Annotated in this window: 17 protein-coding genes; 9 read left to right on the top strand and 8 right to left on the bottom strand. The window is 56.9% G+C overall.

From position 1 onward, the window contains the following. Positions 1-278 precede the first annotated feature (278 nt). The 7 genes from OSO_RS0116475 to OSO_RS0116440 all read left to right on the top strand — a co-directional run bounded on the left by OSO_RS0116475 (position 279) and on the right by OSO_RS0116440 (position 8,483). The gene (locus OSO_RS0116475) at positions 279-1,055 is read left to right on the top strand and encodes an HpcH/HpaI aldolase family protein (protein ID WP_010584335.1); all 777 of its coding nucleotides are present in this window, start codon (positions 279-281) and stop codon (positions 1,053-1,055) included. After that, positions 1,052-1,870, top strand: a complete 819-nt coding sequence (locus OSO_RS0116470) for an SDR family NAD(P)-dependent oxidoreductase (protein WP_010584334.1) — start codon at positions 1,052-1,054, stop codon at positions 1,868-1,870. Before OSO_RS0116475 ends, OSO_RS0116470 begins: the two co-directional genes overlap by 4 nt. Next, the gene (locus tag OSO_RS0116465) at positions 1,867-2,781 is read left to right on the top strand and encodes a succinylglutamate desuccinylase/aspartoacylase family protein (RefSeq protein ID WP_010584333.1); all 915 of its coding nucleotides are present in this window, start codon (positions 1,867-1,869) and stop codon (positions 2,779-2,781) included. The genes OSO_RS0116470 and OSO_RS0116465 overlap by 4 nt, the downstream gene beginning before the upstream one ends. A gap of 77 nt (positions 2,782-2,858) precedes the next feature. Then, the gene (locus tag OSO_RS0116460) at positions 2,859-3,785 is read left to right on the top strand and encodes an aminotransferase class IV (protein WP_010584332.1); all 927 of its coding nucleotides are present in this window, start codon (positions 2,859-2,861) and stop codon (positions 3,783-3,785) included. 58 nt (positions 3,786-3,843) lie between these two features. Further along, positions 3,844-4,638: an SDR family oxidoreductase gene (locus OSO_RS0116455; protein ID WP_010584331.1), complete on the top strand. Its 795-nt coding sequence runs from the start codon at positions 3,844-3,846 to the stop codon at positions 4,636-4,638. Between the two features lie 206 nt (positions 4,639-4,844). Next, positions 4,845-6,866, top strand: coding sequence for a HEAT repeat domain-containing protein (locus tag OSO_RS49920; RefSeq protein ID WP_010584329.1), 2,022 nt, complete (start codon positions 4,845-4,847; stop codon positions 6,864-6,866). Positions 6,867-7,124: 258 nt separating this feature from the next. Further along, the gene (locus tag OSO_RS0116440) at positions 7,125-8,483 is read left to right on the top strand and encodes an MFS transporter (protein ID WP_010584328.1); all 1,359 of its coding nucleotides are present in this window, start codon (positions 7,125-7,127) and stop codon (positions 8,481-8,483) included. A gap of 33 nt (positions 8,484-8,516) precedes the next feature. Here the strand turns inward: OSO_RS0116440 and OSO_RS0116435 are convergent, their stop codons facing one another. From OSO_RS0116435 to OSO_RS0116420, 3 genes are all read right to left on the bottom strand, one after another. Further along, positions 8,517-9,608, bottom strand: coding sequence for an alpha/beta hydrolase family protein (locus tag OSO_RS0116435; RefSeq protein WP_040591704.1), 1,092 nt, complete (start codon positions 9,606-9,608; stop codon positions 8,517-8,519). Between the two features lie 60 nt (positions 9,609-9,668). Beyond that, a complete protein-coding gene (locus OSO_RS0116430; RefSeq protein ID WP_010584326.1) occupies positions 9,669-10,067 on the bottom strand; it encodes a VOC family protein in 399 nt (132 codons plus the stop codon). Between the two features lie 171 nt (positions 10,068-10,238). Further along, complete coding sequence (locus OSO_RS0116420) at positions 10,239-11,147, bottom strand: DUF58 domain-containing protein (RefSeq protein ID WP_040592474.1); 909 nt, start codon at positions 11,145-11,147, stop codon at positions 10,239-10,241. Between the two features lie 423 nt (positions 11,148-11,570). On the opposite strand from OSO_RS0116420, the gene ggt reads away from it, so the two are divergent. Both ggt and OSO_RS0116405 read left to right on the top strand, forming a co-directional pair. Then, a complete protein-coding gene (gene ggt / locus OSO_RS0116410; RefSeq protein WP_010584324.1) occupies positions 11,571-13,172 on the top strand; it encodes a gamma-glutamyltransferase in 1,602 nt (533 codons plus the stop codon). 480 nt (positions 13,173-13,652) lie between these two features. Next, on the top strand, positions 13,653-14,714 hold the full coding sequence (locus tag OSO_RS0116405; protein ID WP_010584323.1) for a metallophosphoesterase: 1,062 nt from the start codon (positions 13,653-13,655) through the stop codon (positions 14,712-14,714). A gap of 98 nt (positions 14,715-14,812) precedes the next feature. Here OSO_RS0116405 and OSO_RS0116400 read toward each other — a convergent pair whose 3' ends face one another. The 5 genes from OSO_RS0116400 to OSO_RS0116375 all read right to left on the bottom strand — a co-directional run bounded on the left by OSO_RS0116400 (position 14,813) and on the right by OSO_RS0116375 (position 21,948). Then, entirely contained in the window at positions 14,813-16,105 is a 1,293-nt protein-coding gene (locus tag OSO_RS0116400; RefSeq protein ID WP_010584322.1) for a phenylacetate--CoA ligase family protein, read from the bottom strand. A 12-nt stretch (positions 16,106-16,117) separates the two neighbouring features. Further along, positions 16,118-16,435, bottom strand: coding sequence for an exodeoxyribonuclease VII small subunit (locus OSO_RS43805; RefSeq protein ID WP_010584321.1), 318 nt, complete (start codon positions 16,433-16,435; stop codon positions 16,118-16,120). Positions 16,436-16,634: 199 nt separating this feature from the next. Beyond that, positions 16,635-17,927, bottom strand: a complete 1,293-nt coding sequence (locus tag OSO_RS0116390) for a Gfo/Idh/MocA family protein (RefSeq protein WP_040591703.1) — start codon at positions 17,925-17,927, stop codon at positions 16,635-16,637. A gap of 265 nt (positions 17,928-18,192) precedes the next feature. After that, a complete protein-coding gene (locus OSO_RS0116380) occupies positions 18,193-20,415 on the bottom strand; it encodes a hypothetical protein (RefSeq protein WP_010584319.1) in 2,223 nt (740 codons plus the stop codon). A gap of 45 nt (positions 20,416-20,460) precedes the next feature. Beyond that, on the bottom strand, positions 20,461-21,948 hold the full coding sequence (locus OSO_RS0116375; RefSeq protein ID WP_010584318.1) for a DUF1501 domain-containing protein: 1,488 nt from the start codon (positions 21,946-21,948) through the stop codon (positions 20,461-20,463). Positions 21,949-22,073 lie beyond the last annotated feature (125 nt).

The following is a 22,073-nucleotide window of genomic DNA, read 5'->3' as shown; positions in this document are numbered from 1 at the left end:
ATTCATCAATGACGAAGTGAGTCTGAAGCGGATGCATCCGCTTCGTCTAAACTTGCCTGTCGTACATCGCGATGGCAGATGTGGTCAGGGACGCGCCGCACGCGTTCTGCTCGGACGTCGCTTGCGCGGTTTGAAGGGACGTGCTGCGTTCACTTCCCTTTCTGACGCGAAATGGTCATTTTGTCCGAGACCTTTTGATGTGCCGACGTCTTTGACAGGTACTCTCACGCTGGTAGTTAAGACGACGGCGAGAATCCTTTTCAGGGCTGTTCAACGTTATGAGAAAAAGTAAGACGCTCGCGCGGATTCGCAGTGGCAAGACCGTTCGCATGTGTTGCCTCGGCCACTACATGCCATTCTATGTTGCCCATGCTGCAAAGAGTGGATTTGACTGTATCTGGCTGGATCTTGAGCATCGTAGTTTCTCGGACCGCGACGTGCAGGCATTGCTCGTCCAATCGCATCTACATGACATTGACATCATGGTTCGTCCGGCGACGATCGAAAAGACCGGGCTCTATCGTTACCTAGAAGATGGTGCGGCCGGGCTGATGATTCCGCACGTGAATACGGCCGAGCGAGCCAAGCAACTTGTTGATGCCGTCAAGTATCCTCCGATTGGCGACCGTGGACTGGATGGGGCCGGTTTGGACGCAGACTACTATCTGGGGGATACCGACGCCTTCGTCAAGCACGCCAATCAAGAGACCTTCTTGGTCGTCCAGATTGAGACTCCACAGGCGATTCAGAATGTGGATGCGATTGCCGCGGTCACGGGCGTCGACGGGATCTTCGTCGGCCCCGGCGACATGGGGTTGCGATTGAAAATCGGTACAGGCAACATCACGCTCGATTCGACCTACGAAATCGTGGCGGCGGCCTGTCAGCGGCACGGAAAAGCCTGGGGCGCACCCACGGGAACTCTCGAAGCACTGAAGCTTCGACAAAGTCAGGGTGGTCAATTGTTGAATCATGGCGGCGACTTTGGGGCCATCATGAAAATGTTGAAGGACTGTGCGGCTGTCTTTGCCAGCACAGAAGGTGGTTCGCCGTGATTAATTTACGTGGCAAGTTCGCACTCGTCACCGGCGCAGGACGAGGTATCGGGAAAGGCTGTGCTTTGCAGCTCGCGCAGCAGGGCGCGAATCTCGTCCTCAACGATCGTCCCGGAAGTACCGAACTGAAAGCGACCGTCGAAGAAATTCGGGGCATGGGACATACCTGCCACGCGTTCGAAGCCGACGTGTTTTCACGCGCTGGATGCGAGTGGCTTGTCCATCAGGCGATTGAAGCCACGGGGCGAATCGACATTCTCATCAGTAACCCGGCGTATAGTCGTCGCGGCGCTTTTTTGGACTATGCGCCCGAAGAGTTTGAAAGAACGATTAGTGGGACGCTGATCAGTGGATTTCACCTCAGCCAACTGGTGGCCCGTCATATGGTCGCTCGTGGTGGTCGGGGGAAGATCGTCTTTATCTCGAGCGTTCAGGCCGAAATGCCCATCAGCTTGTGTGCGCCTTACGGTGCGGCCAAAGCGGGCCTCAATCACATGATGCGATCGATTGCGGTGGAACTCGCACCCTATCGCATCAATGTGAATTCGATCGAACCTGGTTGGATCGATACCCCCGGGGAACATCTGAGTTTTTCGAGCGAAACGATGGCCCAAGAGGGGGCCCGGTTGCCTTGGGGGCGGCTCGGACTGCCGGAAGACATCGGTCATGCCGCAGCATTTCTGTCGTCAGATGAAGCCGACTACATCACCGGAACCGTGCTACCTGTTGACGGTTGCTTCCGTTTTAAAGATTGCGGGCCCGAGGCCATCATCGCACCACCGGAATCCAAGAAGCCACCGGAACCGAAGTCATGAGCGCACCGCTGAAACAGTTTGAATTCTCAGGGGCCGAGCCTGGACCGCGTCTGCTGATTACGGGGGCGGTACACGGTGATGAGTTCGAGCCGATTTTCGCGATTCGTCGATTGATTTCGTACTTTCAAGATCAGGCAACGCCGCCACTGGCTCGGGGTGGCGTCACATTGATTCCGGTGGTCAACGAGGCCGCGTTCTTGCGGGGACATCGATGTGCCGAGGATGGGCTGGATCTGGCTCGGACCTGTCCCGGCAGCGAAGTGGGAAGTATTACCGAGCAAACCGCATGGCGGCTGAGTGCGGCGATTCGTCAGGCTGACTTTTATATCGACTTACACACCGGGGGAACCGAATTGGCGGTTCAGCCTCTCGCCGGATATATGCTGCATCCCAACCCGCACGTCCTGGCGCACCAAAGGCGGATGGCCCGTGCGTTCAATCTGCCGATCATTTGGGGAACGTCTTCCGAGCTTGAAGGACGTTCACTCTCTGTTGCACGCGATGCGCAGGTTCCCGCGATCTATTGCGAGTATCTTGGTTCGGCGGTTTGCGATCCTGTCGGAATTGATGCCTACTTCAACGGTTGTTTGAATGTGATGGCCGAACTGGGCATGCTCGAGCGGACACGGGCGGCCAATCTCGTCGAGCATGTGGTCGAGAATCCCCGACCCAATTCCGGGCATATGCAGGTCTGTAATCCTTCTCCGGTAACAGGCTACTTTGAATCACACGTCACGTTGGGGCAACCGATCTCTCGCGGTGAATCGCTTGGGTTTGTATTCCCGCTGGACGGCGGTTCGCCCGTGCCGATCACCGCGACGGAAAGTGGTCTGGTGATCGTGCTACGAACATTCCCACGCATCCGCGAAGGCGAATCGGTTGGCGTGATTCTCGAACTGACTGAAGGATGAGAGCGTACGACGATTCCACCCGGCATAGCCACGGTTCATCAAAGTTCTGTTGAATTGAGAGGAGACTGCTTCGATTCATGAGTACCACGTCGTCCGAACGCCACGTCTATCTCACGGGAAAACTCGTCCCCGAATCCGAAGCCAAGATTTCGATCTTTGACAGCGCGGTGATGCTCGGCGACTGTCTGACCGAATCGACGCGCACGTTTCGCCACCTACCGTTCCGGTTGGACGAGCATATCACTCGGCTTTACAAGTCGCTGAAAGTTTGCCGCGTCAATCCTGGGCTGACCGTCGCCGAGATGACGCGGGCGACGCTCGAGACACTTGAGGCGAATCGCGGATTGATGGGGCCAGATGACGATTGCTGGATCGTGCACAATATCTCGCGTGGCTTGATGAAGCCGGGCCCCAGCCCCTCACAGTCAAATCCCGCGACCATCATGATCTTTACCAGCCCCATGGATCTGCGAGGCTGGGCTCGCTACTACACCGAAGGCTGCCATGCCGTCACGTCGATCAGTCGCGCGATCCCGGCCCAGTCGCTTGATGCCCGGGTGAAGAACCGCAGTCGCCTGTTCTACACCCTGGCCGACACCGAAGCGCGCATGATCGATCCCGATGGACAAGTCGTGATCCTGGATCAGGATGGGTACGTCTCCGAGAATAAAGGCGGCAACATCTTCGCCGTCATCGATGGTGTGGTGCAGACGCCGACGACAGAAAACTGTTTGGCTGGAATCAGCCGACAGACAGTCTTGGAGTTGGCCGTCCAACTGGGGATTCCCGTGCGCGAGTCGCGTCTGCAGCCCTATGACTTCTATACCGCCGACGAAGTGTTCTTTACGAGTACGCCCTACTGCATCATGCCGGCGACGCGCTTTAACGGCCTGACGGTCGGCGACGGAAAGGTGGGCGCGATCACCAGATGGCTGCTCGCGGCGTGGAGCGAACGAGTCGGAGTCGATATCGTCGCACAGGGGCAGCGGCAACTTTCGCAGTAGACGCGGCGACGAATAACAGCTGCCGCAATTGACCTCAATGAACTTGGCAGGGTGACCGATGAGTGAACCGACGATTCAGGAACTGTTCAGTCTCAAGGGACGAGTCGCTCTGATCACTGGGGGATCAGGATACTTGGGACAATCCCTTTCACGAGCACTTGCCGAAGCCGGCGCCACGGTGGTGGTGGGTAGCCGTGACTTGGACCGCGCCAAGCAGGTGGTGGACCACTTGCCGTCGAGCGGTGGAGCCAAGCATCGTGCTGTCGTGCTCGATCAGATGGAAGAATCGTCGCTGAATTCTGGATTCGATGCGGCCGTGGCCGAGGCTGGCCAGGTGGATATCCTGATCAACAATGGGCAGCAGGGACACGCACTCGATCTGACGAATGTGACGGCCGAGGCGTTCAACAAAGACCTGCAGAACGCAACGGGCTATTTCCTGTTGGCGCGCCGGATGCGAGACCATGTTGTCAGTCGCGGAACGTCGGGCTCGATCGTGATGATCGGTTCGATGTATGGCGTGGTTGGATCATACCCCGATGCCTACGACGGGATCTGCGTGGCCAGCCCGGTACAGTATCACGCTCTGAAGGGCGGGATTGTGCACATGACACGGCACCTGGCCGTCTATTGGGCGAAAGACAACGTGCGTGTGAACTGCCTCAGCCCCGGGCCGTTTCCGTCCGAGAAGGCGCCGCAGGCGATGGTGGAACGACTGAAACAAAAAAATCCCATGGGACGCATGGGGGTGCCGCACGAACTGAAGGGGCCGCTGCTGATGCTGGTCAGCGACGCTGGAAGCTATGTGACCGGTCAGAATCTGCTGGTGGATGGGGGGTGGACCGCCTGGTGATCTGACCTCGCAACGAACCTTCCTGACGAGGACGATCGGTGTCCCGCTCTTTCCATTCCATCATGGCCAGTCGCCCAATTACTCTGGCCTGACGTGTTCGCGAACATCGCGATCCGTTCGCGGGCCTGCGTGCAACACGTTCATCGACATGCCAATTCCGGTTTGAAGCTCCACTTTGTGCTCGTTCCCTGACCCAGGAATCCAAGATGAAGTCTGCCGTTTTGATGCTCGTCGGAATGACATTCCTCATTGGCGCGGTGGATGTGCTGCCTGGTGCGGAGCCGGTCCCACGGATGACGCTCGATGCGCAGACTCGCGAAAAATGTGCTGACGTGTTGCGGCAAGGCTTGAAGGGGGATGAGTTCTGGCCGGCGATTCACGCGGCGGAAGGGTTGACGCTTGGCGGCTATGCGGCGGAAGTGCTCGAGTTTCTGAAGCCGAAATTGTCGACCGAACGCGATGCACAAAAGCGATGCGGAATCGCCCGAGAGATTGTGCGGGCCGGCGATCATTCCGCCGCCTCCGTGATGCTCGAGATTCTGGCGTCACCCGATCCGCATGGACATGTCCATGCGGCTGAAAGTCTCTTCAAAGTCTTCGAGTGTGGTGATAGGAAATCGCTGCAGCAGGCATTCGCCCAGAACGATCAATTGACGCTCAAGTTGATGGCGGCCGCTGCACTGGCGCGTGCTGGCGATCCGTCGGCCCTGCAGGCCGTACGCGAACTGTTGGGGCATTCCGATCCGAAGCACTATGGGATTGCCGCCTGGATACTGGGACAAATCGGTGATGCTTCTGACATTGCACGTTTGAAGGCGCAGTTGTCGCGGGTGACTGACGTCGTTCCCCGTGCGAACTTCGAGCATGCCCTCGCCATTCTGGGAGACGACGAGGGGCGGCAGGCCCTCGAACGAAATCTTTCCAGCAGCGATAATCTGATTCGAACTTATGCGGCGACGTTCGCCAGTGATGCCCGTGATCTCGGAGCCATACCGAAGCTGAAAGAGTTACTCAACGACGGGTTCGCGGATGCCCGCATCCGGGCCGCTCAATCGCTGCTGATGCTGGCCGGTCCGGTGACAATCCCGTTCCAAGCGAGCTTCTCACCCGCGTATCAGGAACTCAGCCCCGCCTATTGTTGGTTTCACCCCCGTGTCGCGGCCGTTCCCGGTCAGGGAGCGGACGGAAATCCCGCGGTGATCATGACCATCCAGAAGCATCTGGCCGCTGACGACCACTATTCAGGTCTGTACTTCATGAGGACCAATGATCAGGGAAAGACCTGGACTGGCCCGACGGTAATTCCGGAGTTGGCCTGGAAGACGGGTGACAACAATGAAACCATCGCCGTCTGTGATGTGACACCCGGCTGGCTGGCGCACACCGGAAAGCTGCTGCTGATCGGAATCAAGCTTCGATACAGTTCCAAGGGAGCGCAACTGGTCGATCAGCCTCGGTCACATGAGTGTGCGTATGCCACGTTTGAACCTCGCACAAACAAGTGGTCACCCTGGAAAATGCTCCAGATGCCTCAGACCGACAGCAAGTTCTTTCTCGTGGCACCTGGTTGTGTGCAATGGTTAGAAAAGCCAGACGGAACGTTGCTCATTCCGACCTATTTTCAACGGGCTGGTGGGGGCCAGTACGCGACGACGGTCCTGCACTGCTCGTTCGACGGGAATGAGTTGAAGCTTCTGGAGACCGGCAGCGAACACACGGTGTCCGAGGGCCGTGGCTTGTACGAACCTTCATTGGCGCTCTTCGACGGAAAGTACTATCTCACGCTACGAAACGATTCCGCGGCGTATGTCACCACCAGCGATGATGGTCTGCATTTCGCTCCTCCTCAGAAATGGACGTTCGACGATGGGAAGGATCTCGGCAGCTACAACACACAGGCGCACTGGCTGTCACACAGTGACGGACTGTTCCTGAGCTACACGCGACGAGGCGCGAACAACGATCACATCGCGCGAAATCGGGCTCCCATCTTCGTAGCCCAGGTTGATCCACAGAATCTTCAGGTCCTTCGACGAACTGAGCAAGCATTGTTGCCTGAACGAGGTGTCATGCTGGGGAATTTCGGTGCAGCGGCGATTACCTCACGTGAGTCTTGGGTGACAGACGCAGAATTCCTGGTGGGCACGCAACCGCATCCCCGAGGAGCCGATGGCTCGGTCTGGGTCGGACGAGTTCGCTGGTCGGTGCCCAACAATCAATTGAAGTAGGGATTGCCTTTCGATTCCAGTCGGAACGAATACGGTTCCCCGCAGTGGGAATGAACGGGCAGAATGGGAGTGTCGCGGAACGTCCTGGATCGCCGTACGATAATAATCCCGTGATGTTGCGGCGGGGAGAATTCGATCAAGTCGGGAAATCGCATCAGGACGGGGATGATCGTGTGGGACTGAGGCCGAGGAATTGTTGTCGTGTCGGCAACGTCTGGCCGTGGAATCGAGACTCATTCCAGTGTGTAGAGGGTGGCCATGTCCGAAACGACGACCAATCGGTCTAGCACTCATGTTCGTTGGCTGATCGTGGCGATGCTGATGGGGTTCACATTCCTCGGTCACTTCAATCGGCTCAGCATCTCGGTGGCGGGCGGGCAGTTCATTAAATCGGGAGAAATCAGCACTCAGCGAATGGGCTGGGTGTATACGGCATTCCTGGTGATCTACACGTCGTGCATGCTTCCCGGAGGATGGCTCATCGATCGAGTCGGACCGCGAGTGGCATTGGCGGCCATGGGACTCGGGTTGGGTTTTTGTGTCGTATTGACTGGCGCGCTCGGTTGGACGGGCCTATCCATCGCGATTTTCTGGATACCTTTGATTTTGATTCGGGGGGTAGCAGGCGGGTTGAGTGTTCCACTGCATCCCGCGGCGGCACGCACGGTGTCGCAATGGGTGCCACTTGTCAGCCGGGCGACGGCCAATGGGCTGGTGACAGCCGGTGCGCTGATCGGGGTCGCGTTGACGTTTCCCGCGTTCGGTGGCCTGATGGATCTTGTCGGTTGGCCCCTTGCCTTCGTCATTTGTGGTGCGGTGATGATGGTGTTTGCCATCGTCTGGTACTTCCTGTCGACGGACGATTTAGGCAGCCATCCTTGGGCGAATTCGGCCGAGAAAAACTTGCTCAGCGGCCAGGCTCCGCCCAGCTTGCGAAACAAGTTTGATCTGAATGACTTCCTGGGTCTCTTCCGCAATCGCATGCTGGTCCTGCTGACGCTCAGCTATGCCGCGCTCAGCTATTTTCAGTACCTCTTCTTCTACTGGATCGCCTTCTATTTCGAGAAGGAGTTGAATCTGCCCGAGAACGCCAGTCGTTCGGCCACATTTACCGTGACGATTGCGATGGCCGGCGGAATGGCGATGGGTGGAGTGATCACCGATGCCCTGTGTCAGCGTCTGGGACGCCGGTGGGGTTCTCGTCTGATGGCCATGTTCGGGATGAGTTTGAGCGCGGTCTTTGCGTGGTGGGGAGCCGGTGTCAAAGATCCATCCCAGGTCGTTTGGCTGTTCTCGATCGCGCTCGGATCGTTGGGGCTTGTCGAGGGGATCTTCTGGACTGCCGCTCCATTGCTCAACCCGCGAAACGGGGGGCTGTCGGGTGCGTTCTTGAATACGGTGGGAAATGCTGGCGGTCTGATCGCGCCGATACTGACTCCCTGGATTGGCAAGCACTATAACTGGCCGACTTCGATTGCCGTGGCTTGCCTCATCTGTGGGGTCGGCGCTGTGTTCTGGCTATGGATCGACCTTGACCCCACCAGTCCCAAGCGTGCCACCGATGAGGCGACGTCGCCCCTGAACGGTCTTGGGATGCCGACTTTGATCGAGCCTTGAGTTCCTCGCTCCATGTACGGCCGCCGGCTTCTACTACTTCAATTGCTGCTTCAGCCAGTCATAGGCTTCGAGACGTTGCGCTTCGGGAAAATCATGTGGTGCGTCGGGAGTGACCAACTTCAAACGATCTTTCGCACCGAACAGGTCATAGACCGCACTGGCTTTGGCGAACGCCTTGTGAACACCTGCGACGTCGAAGTTGCTGTCACGGACGGGTGAGTTTGAGTAAAAGCCGCGCGGTGCCAAGGCGCCAAGAATTTCGTAGAAATCGAATGGAACCTTGTCTGGATCGTTCTGGTAGATTTCGCGGATTCGCGGCATGTAACGGTCGCTCGTCCAGCCCATCAACTTGCCCTGATAGTAGTCATGGAATGGTGTAAATCCACAACTCGATACAACGGCCTTCAATCGTTCGTCGAACGCGGCGGTGAAGAGCGCATTGTGACCGCCAAGTGAATGGCCAATCACGCCGATCCGAGTCTTGTCCACCTGCGGAATCGATTCAAGCAAATCCACGGCGCGCAGATTGTTCCAAATGGCCTTCATCGTACCGCTGGCAAAATGAGCATCCTTGGTTTTGAAGTCGTAGGTGTATTCGCCGAATGACGGATAATCCGGCACCAGGCAGATGAACCCCCGGTCTGCCAGTTCGTGAGCGTAGTGAAGGCTGGGAAGCCCACCCAGTCCGGCTGGTTCATCCTTGCCGACGTTGTTCGTCTGATGCAGACAAAGCATGGCGGGGGCACGACCACTCGCGGGAAGTTGACGTGGAATCAACAACCATGCGGGAACACGATCACCAGGCTCGGGCGTAAATTTCACTTTACGACGAATATAATTCTTTGACGCCTCGTCCGGACCCTGCTCAACGTCCAGTGCCACACGCTGGCTGGCATCTGGAACGGGTCCCATGACCAGTTCCATGTTCGCGCGGACATGAACAAGACGAGCGGCCCAATCGTCCTTCGTTTTGACGGGCCGTTCGGTTCCCTGCGCGTCACGGACGACGAGCAACTTGGAGTGATCTGGATATGGAACGGCGTCTGGATGGGGTTGATCGCTCCAGGCCGGTGCGACGAACACAAAGAATCCGCAAAGCGTTGGGACGAAGGAGCACTGACGCATGAGAAACCTCGGACGCTGAAAGAGGGTTTGCGACGTCTCAAGCATGGAGGGATTTTCCGTTTAATTTGAACACAGTTCGACCAGATGTCCATCGGGGTCGTTGATAAACAATTGAATGGCCCCGTCAGGACGCTGCTTCGGAGGCGAGACGAACGGCACACCCATTTGTTCGATGCGCTTTGCGGAGGCACGGCAATCGTCGACCAGAAACGCGAAGTGATGTCCGCGTAAGTTCGCGCAGGCCGTGAAACCGGCCGGGGACGAACCTTCGAATTCTAGAATCGTATGGATCAGTGTTGCGCCCGCTTGAAACCATTGTCCTTGGAAACTGAAGTTGGGACGAGCGACTTCCTCCATTCCCAGCACATCGACATAAAAGCGTCGCGTGGCATTCAAGTCTTTCACGACAATCGTGACATGATCGATCGACTTTACGCGAATAGGGGGCTGGTCACTCATCGAATGCTCACTCAGGTGGGAATCGTTGTGCGGGGCATTGTTTTGAAGAAATGGTGGAGCTTCAAGGTCGATTTGTCAAAGGCCTTGCCCATCGTCAACAGGATCGGCCCGATCCGAAGCGGGCTGGCAGTAAGGTCCGGATGAATCACCGGCGCGTCTGGCCCAGGCATGTTATCGTCGGGCAGCGCGCATCATGCGGCGAGAGAGAAATTCGTGCAGCGAGACCTCAAGCGGTTGATCTGTTCGCATCAACATATAACCCATATGCAAATCGCGGGCAGCAGACCGAATCGATCTGGTAAAGGCTTCGAATTCCCGCTGATAGGCCTTGCGCAGCGCCTTCGGTTCTGTCAGTTGCTCGCCCAGATTCTCAAGCCCCTTGAAGAGCGTCGGATCGACAAAGCTGAAGTCCTGTTCCGCAGGATCGATGACTTGCAGCAGCACCACGTCGTGTCGCCGGTGCCAGAAATGTTTCAGTCCCAAAATCAGGGATTCGGGGTCATCAAAAAAATCGCTCAAAATCACCACCACACCGCGGCGATTGATTCGTTCCGCCAACTCGTGAAAAATCGGACCGATTGTCGATTCGCCCGACGTGGTGCTTGTCTCCAGAACATGGCAAAGCTGACGCAGTTGAGCGCCTGTGCTACCCGGCCGAATAAACTGCCTGACCGACGTATCGAACGTCGCCAAACCTACGGCGTCCTGCTGGTGGATAATCAGGTGTGCTAACGCGGCGGACAGATACTGGGCATACTCCCACTTTGAGAATGCCGCAGCCTTCGATTTGTAGAGCATTGATTCGCTGGTATCGACCAGCAGATGGCACACGAAGTTCGTCTCTTCGTCATACTGCTTCAGATAAATGCGATCTGACTTGCCGAAGACTTTCCAATCCACATATCGCAAGTCGTCGCCGGGAACATACTCCCGATGCTCGGCGAATTCGACAGAGAACCCGTGGTAGGGACTTTTGTGCATCCCTGAGACATACCCCTCAACGATCATCCTCGCTTTGAATTCAAGCCCCTTGAGCTTGCTCAAGGTTTGCGGGTCGAGAAATCGTTGAATGGAACTCATCTGACGGATGTCTTTCGTCACAATCTGAAATTGGCGCCACACGACATTCACGGGTGCGATGCCATCCTATCGGTCGCGGAATAACGGCGGCAACCTCGATCCAGGAATCTGATCGAGCCCTGGTGGAATTCCGGTTGATCAACTAACGCCGGTGATTGCATTCGAGAATCGCCTGCGGCACACTCGCCACCGCAAGTTGCTCCAAAAACGTTCGCACATCTGACGCACCCCGGCTTCGATCAAGTTGAATCGGAATCCAAGAACATGGCGGTTTCGAACGATAGACATTTGAAATCCAGGCGGCAGGCAATCGGCCTTGTCTTTTTCTTCCTTGGAGTGGTCTTCGCTTCGAGCTTGTGTGGTCGCGGCGGATGCGCGGGAGAGTTCGATCGCCCTGCCGGAATGCCAGGTCAAAGTCGGTCGATGGTGCTCGCGCGGAACGGGATCGTGGCGACAAGCCACCCTGCGGCCGCTCAAGCGGGTCTGGATGTTCTGCGGCAAGGTGGCAACGCCATTGATGCCGCAATCGCGGCGAATGCCATGCTGGGCGTCGTCGAACCAATGAGTTGCGGAATCGGCGGAGACTTATTCGCCATCGTTTGGGATGCCAAAACAAAGAAACTGTATGGCCTTAACGCCTCCGGTCGCAGTCCGCAGACGCTCACTCGGCAAGTTTTCCGCGACAAGAATCTCAACGAGATTCCGTCCGAGGGGCCGCTGAGCTGGTCAGTCCCGGGGTGCGTCGATGGCTGGCATGAGCTCAACGCACGTTTCGGAACCCAGTCTCTCGCGGAATTGCTGGGCCCAGCCATCGCGACCGCCGAATCGGGATACCCCGCCGCAGAAATCATTGCGGCGGGATGGAATGCGTCGCGCAAGACTCTGGCAAAGTGGCCGGACACAGCCCGTGTCTATCTGCCAGGTGGCAAGCCACCCGCGATGGGCGAGCTTGTGCGCCTTCCCGAATTGGCGACCAGCTATCGCATGATCGCCGAACGTGGACGCGATGCCTTTTATCGGGGGCCAATCGCCGCCGAAATTGATCAATTCAGCAAGGCGAATGGTGGCTTTCTGACCGCCGACGATCTGGCCGCGCATACCAGCAGTTGGGTCGAGCCGATCTCAACCTCTTATCGCGGCTACTCCGTTTGGGAATTACCGCCGAACGGACAGGGGATTGCCGCGTTGCAAATGCTGAATCTGCTCGAAGCTTTCGATCTGAAATCGATGGGGCCGAAAAGTCCTGAGTACGTCCATCTGTTCGTTGAGGCGAAAAAACTGGCATTCGCCGATCGCGCCAAGTTTTATGCGGACCCTGCGTTTGTCTCGGTTCCCACGGCCGATCTGATTTCCAAATCCTATGCCGATGGTCGTCGGTCATTGATCAATCGAGATCAAGCCGCCGCCGACTTTCCGGCTGGCGACCCGAAATTCGAACGGACTGACACGGTCTACCTGACGGTCGTCGACAAAGATCGCAACTGCTGCTCTTTGATCCAGAGTCTGTTTGGCGGCTTTGGATCGTTCGTCGTGCCGGGCAATGTGGGATTCGTGTTACAGAACCGGGGCCAATCGTTCTCGTTGTCTGACGAGCATGCAAACCGTCTCGAACCTGGCAAACGACCATTTCACACGATCATTCCAGCGATGGTCACCAAGGATCAGCGACCTTGCTTCTGCTTTGGGGTGATGGGCGGCGATATGCAAGCCCAAGGACACGTTGGTGTTCTGGTGAACATCATCGATTTCGGGATGAACGTGCAGGCCGCTGGCGACGCAGCGCGGATCAGGCACGGCGGCGGCCCCTCACCAAAAGGAGGGGTGGGTGCCAAAGACGGCGGAACGGTGTATCTCGAAAGTGGATTTCCAGAAGCGACTCGAATCCGACTGCAGGCGATGGGCCATAGACTTGGGGAAGACCGAACCGGTTTCGGCGGTTACCAGGGGATCTGGATCGACTGGGACAATAGCGTTTTGCAGGGAGCATCTGACCCGCGAAAAGACGGTGCCGCCGTCGGCTATTGAGACGTTGCAATTCTTCCGAAACGTCCTCGTCGCACTGCGATGAAGACCCAAAACAGGACGGAAACGTTGGTTGCAAGCGTACGTGGCTGAAGCCCGGGGCGAAGACTTGCCGCTCGCCAAGTGAGGTGATTGCGCGGACTCGTCATCCGGGACCAAACCACCATTCGGCAGCGCGTGCCAGAAGTGAATCAAAAGTCTGCACACCACTGAAGCAATGCGAGAATTCGGTGCGGATTTAACCTGAAAACCGTTTTGCCATTGCCGAAATTGGATTGTCATCATTCGATTGCGCATTTAGCATGCGGTGATATCAGTCGGTGAATCCGTGTGGGGTCGATTCTCTTTTATCTCTCCGCGAAGCGTTTTGGGTTTCGCGATTTTGTCCGTCGCCCTCGCTGCCATTAATCATATCGCGTTGTTTTCCACATCTTCGGTCGGTCATTGCAGGCGTTCTGCCTTCAAGCCATTCGGAACAATTCCATGTCTGGAGTCTCGCGTCGCACGGCGATGAAAGCGGGTGCCGCTTTCATGGTTTCTGCTCTATTTGAATCAACATCATACGGCTGTCAGGCATATCGCGACGCCAAGCTGCGGCGCGGTGAGCCGCCTCAGCCTGACCCGGGGGCCTTCACCCTGGTCGTGCTTCCCGATACCCAGCACTACAGCGACGGATATCCAGAAACGTTCGCGGCACAGACGAACTGGATCGTCGAGAATCGTGCTGCTCGAAATATTGTCGGTGTCATCCATCTGGGCGACATCACCGATCACAATTCCCCCCGCGAATGGAAGAATGCGTCGCGGGCCTTGGGGCGACTCGATGGAGTGGTTCCGTACTTCCTGACCTGCGGAAATCACGACTACGGTCAGGACGGAAAGTGCCATGACCGAACCACGCTGCTCAGCGATTACTTCCCGGTCAGTCGCTTCCGTGATCTTTGCACGTTCGGTGGTGTCTATGACCACGAACCGGCACAGCTCGAAAATAGCTACCACCTGCTCGATGTTGGCGACCGGAAACTCATGATCTTGTCACTTGAGTTCGGACCTCGACACGATGTCGTGCGCTGGGCAAACGAAGTCGTGGCGAATCACCCAGATCGTTCCGTAATTCTTGCCACACATTCGTACACGTATATCGATAACTCTCGACACAATTGGGACGAACGGGGCTTACGCCAGGAGTGGAATCCCCATGCCTATCCAATCGCCCGTGCGTCGGACGACGACGTGATGGACGGCGAAGAGTTGTGGACAAATCTAGTCAGCCGTCACTCGAATTTCATTATGACGCTCAATGGTCATTGCCTGGGTGATGGACTCGGGCGCCTTTCAACCGAAACCGCGACCGGGCGTAGCGTCGAACAGATGCTGGTCAACTTCCAGATGCGGCCACGTGGTGGCGACGGCTGGCTGCGACTTCTGGAATTTCGCGAAGACCAGTCCGTTCAGGTTTATGACTACTCACCAACCCGGCGGCAACGCAACGAATCGCCGAAAAATCAGTTCTCCGTCAACCTCTCGCCGCCCGCGATGACCTGAGAATTTGTGCCCACGCCCTTGGTTGCAAATGTCATGGTGGCGTCAGCAAACTCGAAAGCCTTTCCCCGAGTGAAAATGATCGGGGAAAGATAATGGCATTACGATTCGCGGACCAACCGTTTTGCTTTCATCTCAAATCGAGGCAGCGAGCCGCTGGGAACGAGCAGTACTTCGGCCTGGAATTGTAACTGTTCCTTGATTGCCACGGTGACGCTTGAAACCAGCGTGCTGGTGTCGGCGGTCGGATGAGGTTCCAATTCCAGTCTCACGTGCGGCATCTCACGATGCTGCGTCACCACGATGCGGAATTCGGCGACGGTCGTGAATCCGCGCACGATTGCTTCGATACTCGACGGAAATACATTATTTCCCCGGATGATCAGCATGTCATCAGTTCGGCCGAGGATGCCGCCTCGAAGGCGCAACCATGTCCGCCCCGAGGGATGTGGTGACAAGTCGGCTTCCACCAGATCTCCGGTCCGATAGCGGAAGACGGGTGAACCTGTTCGGCCAAGGTTTGTGATCACCAATTCACCACGGCCATCGGCAGAGGGCTGCAGGGTCTGGGGATCGATGATTTCGGCGATGCAGGCCGATTCATTGACGGTCAGAACGTGCGGATCGTCTTCGCATTCCGTTGCCAGTGGCCCTACTTCTGTCATGCCCCAATGGTCGAAGACGCGTGCTCCCCACGCGGATGTAATTCGTTCTCGCACGGACGGAATCGCCCCGCCGGGTTCGCCCGCCACCAGCACGGCCCGCACAGAACTGGTCGCCACGTCAATATCTTGCGCCGCCGCAACTTCCGCGAGTCGTAAGGCATAAGTTGGAGTGCAACACAGCCAGGTGACCTGATTTTCGAAAATCATTTTGAGCCGCGCTTCGCTGCTCATCCCGCCAGCCGTCAGGCACAGGTTTCCCTGCCGCGACGCACCATCAAATCCGGCCCAAAATCCAAGGAATGGTCCGAACGAAAACGGAAAGCAGAAGCGGTCTTCCGGCAGCAGTCCCGCCAGTCGGTAGATCGTCGACCAGCATTCAATCATCCAGTTCCAGCTGCTGGGTGTATCCAACCAGCGCAGCGGCCGACCAGTGGTCGTTCCTGACGTTTGATGCAGGCGAGAATAGTTCGCCACTGGAAACGTCAAGTTTGTCCCATATGGCGGATGCGCCTGCTGGTCTTCGGCCAATTCGGCTTTAGTGGTAAAGGGAAGCCGGCGAAGATTTTCCAGCGAGCGAATAGAGCTGGGGTCGACTCCGGCCTCGGCGAATTTTCGGGTCCAGAACGGATTCGCGGGAATGACCGCCGTCAGCAGTTCCGACAGTCGTTCGGATTGCCATTTCGAAAGTTCGGACCGGCTAAGCGTATCAACAATTGCACCACGGATCACGGGAATGCCTTGTCAGAAAAGTGTCTTTGGATCAGTCGTTCCCGCCGTCGGTGTGGCGTCGAATGGGGCGGTTGTGACGTCACCATTCTCTTTCAAGCTGACCAGAATTTCGATCTTCTGTTCGGCCTGCTCCAGGAAGGTATGACACTTTCGCAGCAGTCCGATGCCGCGTTCGAACTGTGTCAATGAGGCTTCTAGTCCGAGCGCATTGTCTTCCAGATCGGCGACGATCTGCTGCAGATCCGACATCGCCTCTTCAAAGGTCTGGCCGGGTTCGGACGGGTTATCGGGTTCGGCCGGCGACTTACGATTCGCAGCGGGCTTGGGCATTGTTGCTCTCCTGTGATGATGTCATCATTCTGGACGGTTGCCCCCTCCGCGTCGAGTGCCCGCTGGGAAAGTTTTTGCCAGGAGTACCGACGTCAGATCGGCAGTCCGAAGTTCTTGTGAAACATCGTTGTGGCAAAAAAAACAGGGCGCGAGTCCAGATGTCCCCGCGCCCTTGAGATTCTGCAAAGAGAGTCACCGATCAGGACTCTTCTGGCTCATGGCTTTGTTTCAAGGTATTTGCAGGAACCATCTTCTGATTCTGCTTATCCCATCCCATCATCTGGCTCGAGCGCCAGCTTTCGTTCGCCATGTTCACTGCCACCACGCCGGCCATCCCCAACTCAATCGGACAGTTCAGGGCTTCACCATTTCGCAAATGGTTGTGAAGGTTGGTGTGGTGCAGATTCTGATCTTCGCCACCCGTCTTCGTGTGCTCTTCCAACACTTTGCCATCTTTGTCCTTTGCCACCCATCCCGTCGAAGTGAAGAAAAGAGTCCCGCGGTAGCCGCGGATCAGGTGATCAACGCCGACACGATTACTCATCGTGCCCAGCACATACACGGTCATTCCACGCGGATACTCGCAGATCATTTCGATGTTGTCGGGCAGATCGCGTCCATCCGGCCATTGCCAGATTCCGCCCATCCCGGCGACACGCCGTGGGTACAGGAGGTCGCATGCGCGCATGATGCGCGTAATGCGGTGAATGAACAGATCGGTACAGATTCCGCCTGAATAGGCTGAATAGCAGCGCCATTCAAAGTAGTGATGCGGATCCCACTCGCGGCTTTCTGCAGAACCAAGCCACGCCTTCCAATCCAGGTCGGCAGGTTTCGTTTGATTTGCCGCCACTTCTGTGGGGACGCGCCATGGACCGGCTTTCGCATCGTACCGACGTACGTACTCGATCTGGGCCTGGACCACCTTGCCAATGACCCCTCGACGAATGGCATCGCGGGCGGTGATGTAACTGTCGTCTGACATCGCCTGAACCCCGACCTGCAGCGGCCGGTTGGTCTCTTTCTGCTTCTTCATGACGGCTTGCGCTTCGGGAATCGTGTGCGTCAACGGTTTTTCGCAGTAGACCGCCTTTCCCGCATCCATCGCGTCGATTGTCATCGTCCAGTGCCAGTGCTCCGGTACGGCAACGACGGCATAGTCGACTTCCTTCATGTCGAGCAGCTTGCGATAGTCCATCAGGGAGTGTTCGGCCCCAACCAACTCTTTCCCTTTGTCGGCTCGCGTCTTCCAGCAATCGGCGACGGCGACCGGCAGTAAGTTGTTCTTTTCCTTCAGATTCTTGATCACATTCAGGTGCGCCGTCCCGATGACACCGGCACCGATAATTCCGACACCAATCCGATCGTTTGCGCCGAGCACTCGGGCATAGCTCTTGGCCGTCATCGATGTCGCCGAAGTGGCCAGGGTCGCAGCGATCGTTGCCTTTCCCGCCGTCGTCATAAAAGTTCGTCGAGTGACATGGTTGGTCATAAATACAGTTCCGGTCAAAGGGTAAGGCGAGATCCGACATTCGAGAGCCATTAACGAAACGTCATCGTAATCATCGATTTAGATGCGTTCAATCAAACGAATCCGGTCGGAGACTCATCGCGACCGGGTCGGAAAGTCCAGCCGTGAAGTCATCACTGACACTTTGTATGTATCGCGTCGTGATGTTTGCCTCCCGTTGCGGCATGCGTCAACGGACGGTCCCTGTTACTCGGATCGAACCGCATGTCGCCATCAAAACGTGGGCTTACGGCGAGGGAACAGGGGCCGGCGGCGCTGGACGAGCGGGGACCGGTGCCGGAGCGAGTGGCCTTCCCTGGCGACGGAGTTGACGGCGTTCCTCTCGCTTGCGACGTGCTTCGTCACGTCGTTCGAGTGCTTCTTTTGTTGGACCTTCTTCGATCTTCCGAAGGGCGGAGTCGGGAATCAACTGCTGCATGTTGTCTGGCACGAGTGCCTTGATGAACAGCGGGGCCAGTTTGCGATAGGGTGAAGGATCGTCGGGTTTCGCCGGAGGTTCAGGTGCTGGCTTTGACTCTGCGACCGCGGGCACAACTTCGCCTTCCGCGGGGCCCAGTTGAACTGGATCCGGTTCAACGCGCCGACGTCGCCGCGCCTCGTTGATGTCAAAGGTCTCTGATCGCCAGTCTTTCACGGCAGAGACCAGCTCCATCGCGACCAGCACGGGTGGTGCGTTTCGAGTCTCGATGAAAATTCCATCGGGTTGCCGGGATACGACTGCGGACGAATCCCCAAAATAAGGAGCAATCGCGGCGGCGGACGGAATCGAAAACGGTTCGACTGCGATCCCTTCAATTTCAAGACGATTGATCACTGTCTGGCCGAGGAACGGTAAGACCGCGCCGAAGATTTCACTGGAGCGCGGGCCATCCAAATAGGCGTATGTCAGCAATGTTCCAGCAGGAATAGGGAGCTTACGATCTGCGACTTTGTCGAAACTGGGTTTGCCCGACTTGAGATGACGAAGTTGAGCCTTCAATGCCTGTGGATGGATGGCGAACAATAGGTGCCGCTCCGTCAAGCAAAACGAAGGCGAAATGGTTGCGTTTGCTCCATAACCACGTCCCATCGAATTGACGTAGAAGATTGTGTGGTCAAGGAATGGCTGCTGACGCAGGGACACGCTTTCGTCATACGTTCCATCAGCATGTTCGGCCGCCAGCGATTGCTCGACCAGTTTCATCAATCGTCCGAAAACACGATTCGCTTTTGCGGCGTCGCGCACTTCCAGGCTGACGATTAAACTTGTCGCGATCATGCCCCCACCCGAAGGAGAATCGAATGCGGTGACGAAGTCGCCAAAGGCCGGCAGAACGTCATCGACGATTTTTAGTTCCAGTTCCGACTCCAACTGCTTGACCGCTTCATCGAACAGACGGACGGACAAAGGCTGTGCCGTGGCCAGTAGCTTTCGCACTTCGAGATAGACATTTTTCAGACTGATGCTGCTCACAATCACCATATCCGCGTCGGCGGGGATGTGTGCGAACTGCGCGGGCTGAATTGGCGGCCCTGCCGCCAGCACCATAATCCCGTCGCTACGTGCGCCCGTGGAAATGAACGATCGCTGCACCATCGTACCCTGCTCGACTCCGGCGACATGTATGGCATGGTCCAGAGCGTCAATGCCCAGAATCGTCATGATGGGCCGAACGATCAGGCCGATGGGACCGAGCGCGGCAGTCGTGCTGCTGATCAAGCCTTGCCCGTCGATCCAGCCGACGGTTGAGACGCGCGGGGTGTTGACCCGTTGCAAGGAATTCTGAAAACGTGGATTGGTTTCCAGGCCCGGTAACCGCCCCGACAACCCTTCGATGATGCGTGGCAATGTTCCTTCGCCCAGTGCGAATAAAATTCGCTGACCCTCGCGATGCAGCAGCAGTTTATATCCGGGGATGGGAACGGGAATGAGTTGCGTTGGCTTCGATTCGTCGAACGTAAAGTCTGGTACGTCGGCCAGCATTCGATTGAGAGTCCGCCAGACGGCATCCGTGTCCTGTCCCGTACTGAAAACGACGCCACCATGAACGCCAGAAAGCAAGTTGGCCCAGTTCCCAATTCTCGATTGCGGGTCAGCCGGTGGCGGCTCGAATCCCAGGAACACACATCCCGAGTGCGCCGTCAACTGTTTGGTGAGCTGTGGCAGCTGCTTGCGTGCGTCTTGCAACGAATCCTCGTCGCCCTCACTGCCCTTGATTGGGTTGAGTGCCGCGTCGAGCATGTCAAAAAACTGTTGGATTTCAGGATCGGCCGCAAAGCCGTCGATCCCCTTTGCGCCAGCTTGGCCCGTTCCGCGCGCTGCCCATTCAAAGTAAACCAGAGTCTGCGGTGGAACAGACTTGAGCAGTGCCGGATCACGGTCGCCCGGGGGGAGCCCAACCAACCCGCTGCCCGTGAAGATCCAGAATAAGACGAATTCCCATATCGCAAAGCCAGATTGAGCCTGCATGGGTGTTACTCCCTTTCAATCGTGAAATCTGCCGAAGATCACGGGTCACGCCAACAGGTCGTGCAGGACATGCCCGTGAACGTCCGTCAGACGACGTTCAATTCCATTGTGGTAAACAGACAACCGTTCATGATCCAAGCCTAACAGATGCAGGATCGTTGCGTGCAAGTCGTAGATCGAAGTAGGACGATCCACTGCGGTGTGACCGAAATCATCGGTTCCACCATAGCTGAAACCACGCTTGACACCTGCCCCCGCCATCCAGGTGGTGAACCCTTTGGGGTTGTGGTCGCGACCACTCGCGCCTTTCTGAAAGGTGGGCATTCGACCAAATTCCGTCACCCAAACGACCAGTGTGTCTTCCAGCAACCCTGTTCGCTTCAAATCCTTGAAGAGGGCTGCCGCCGGTTGATCGAGGATTGGGGCATGGACTTCGTACTGTGATTTCAGCGCGCGGTGGCCATCCCAGTTTCCAACGCCTTCCCCCATCGCGTACGAGCCATTGAAGAGTTGAACGAACCGAACTCCACGTTCAAGCAGACGCCGTGCCAACAAACAGTTTCGAGCGAAGCCCGCCTTATTCGAATTGGCGTCAGTGATCCCATACAGCGACTGCGTCTCGGCACTTTCGTCCGAGAAATCGGCGACTTCTGCGGCGCGTAACTGCAATCGAGCAGCCAGTTCGTAGCTGGCAATGCGCGCGGCGAGATCCGATTCTGCGGGGTGCTGACGCCGATGTTGTTCGTTCAAGCTGCGAAGAAATTTCAGCGTCGCGGCTTCGGTTCCCGCCGAGATTTCCGCCGGACGCGTCAGATTTGCGATCGGCTTGTCCGAATTGAACGAGGTTCCTTGAAACACCGCCGGCAGGAACGCGCTGTTCCAGTTATTGGATGCCGCTTGTGGAACCCCGCGCGGATCGGGAATCGCCACAAAGCTTGGTAGATCTGCCGATTCACTCCCCAGCGCGTAACTGACCCAACTTCCGATGCTGGGGAAGCCGTCCAAAGTGAATCCGGTACTCATCTGGTTTTCAGCTGGACCATGCGTATTGCTTTTCGCGGTCATCGAATGAATGAAGCAAAGTTCATCGGCCAATTCCGCCAGATTCGGCAATAGGTCTGAAACCATCTTGCCCGATTCGCCCCGCGGTCTGAATTGCCATTGCGGTGCAACGAGGTTCCCCTGCTCACCTTGAAAGGTGACAAGTTTGTCGGCCCCTGGCATTGGTTGGCCATTTCGCTTGATCAGTTCAGGCTTGTAATCAAACGTGTCGACATGACTGACCGCTCCCGAGCAGAAAATCATCACCACCCGTGAGGCGCGGGGCGTGAAATGGGCCGCACGGGGTGCCAGCGGTGCTTCAGGTTGAATCAGGGGGCGAATGGGGGGACCGTGATCCTCTGTGGCATGCAATCGACGCTCGCTCGCGAGCATCGAAGCGAGCGCGACACCACCCAGTCCCGTGGCCGCATCCAACAAGAATTCCCGGCGTCCCAGCAGTGTTTGAAGAGGTTGGCTTGCACCCGATTGCATCGTGTCTGCTTTCCTGATTCACGGGCCTGAACCCAATTCGCATGATATCGTCCGTGCGATGCCGTTTTGCGATCACCAAGTCATGGCGCTGAATGCCATGAACCGACGATCGATGAAACGCCACC

Source organism: Schlesneria paludicola DSM 18645 (genome assembly GCF_000255655.1).
GTDB lineage: Bacteria > Planctomycetota > Planctomycetia > Planctomycetales > Planctomycetaceae > Schlesneria > Schlesneria paludicola.
Note: the sequence above shows the minus strand (reverse complement) of the source record. Positions and strands in the feature narration are given on the sequence as shown.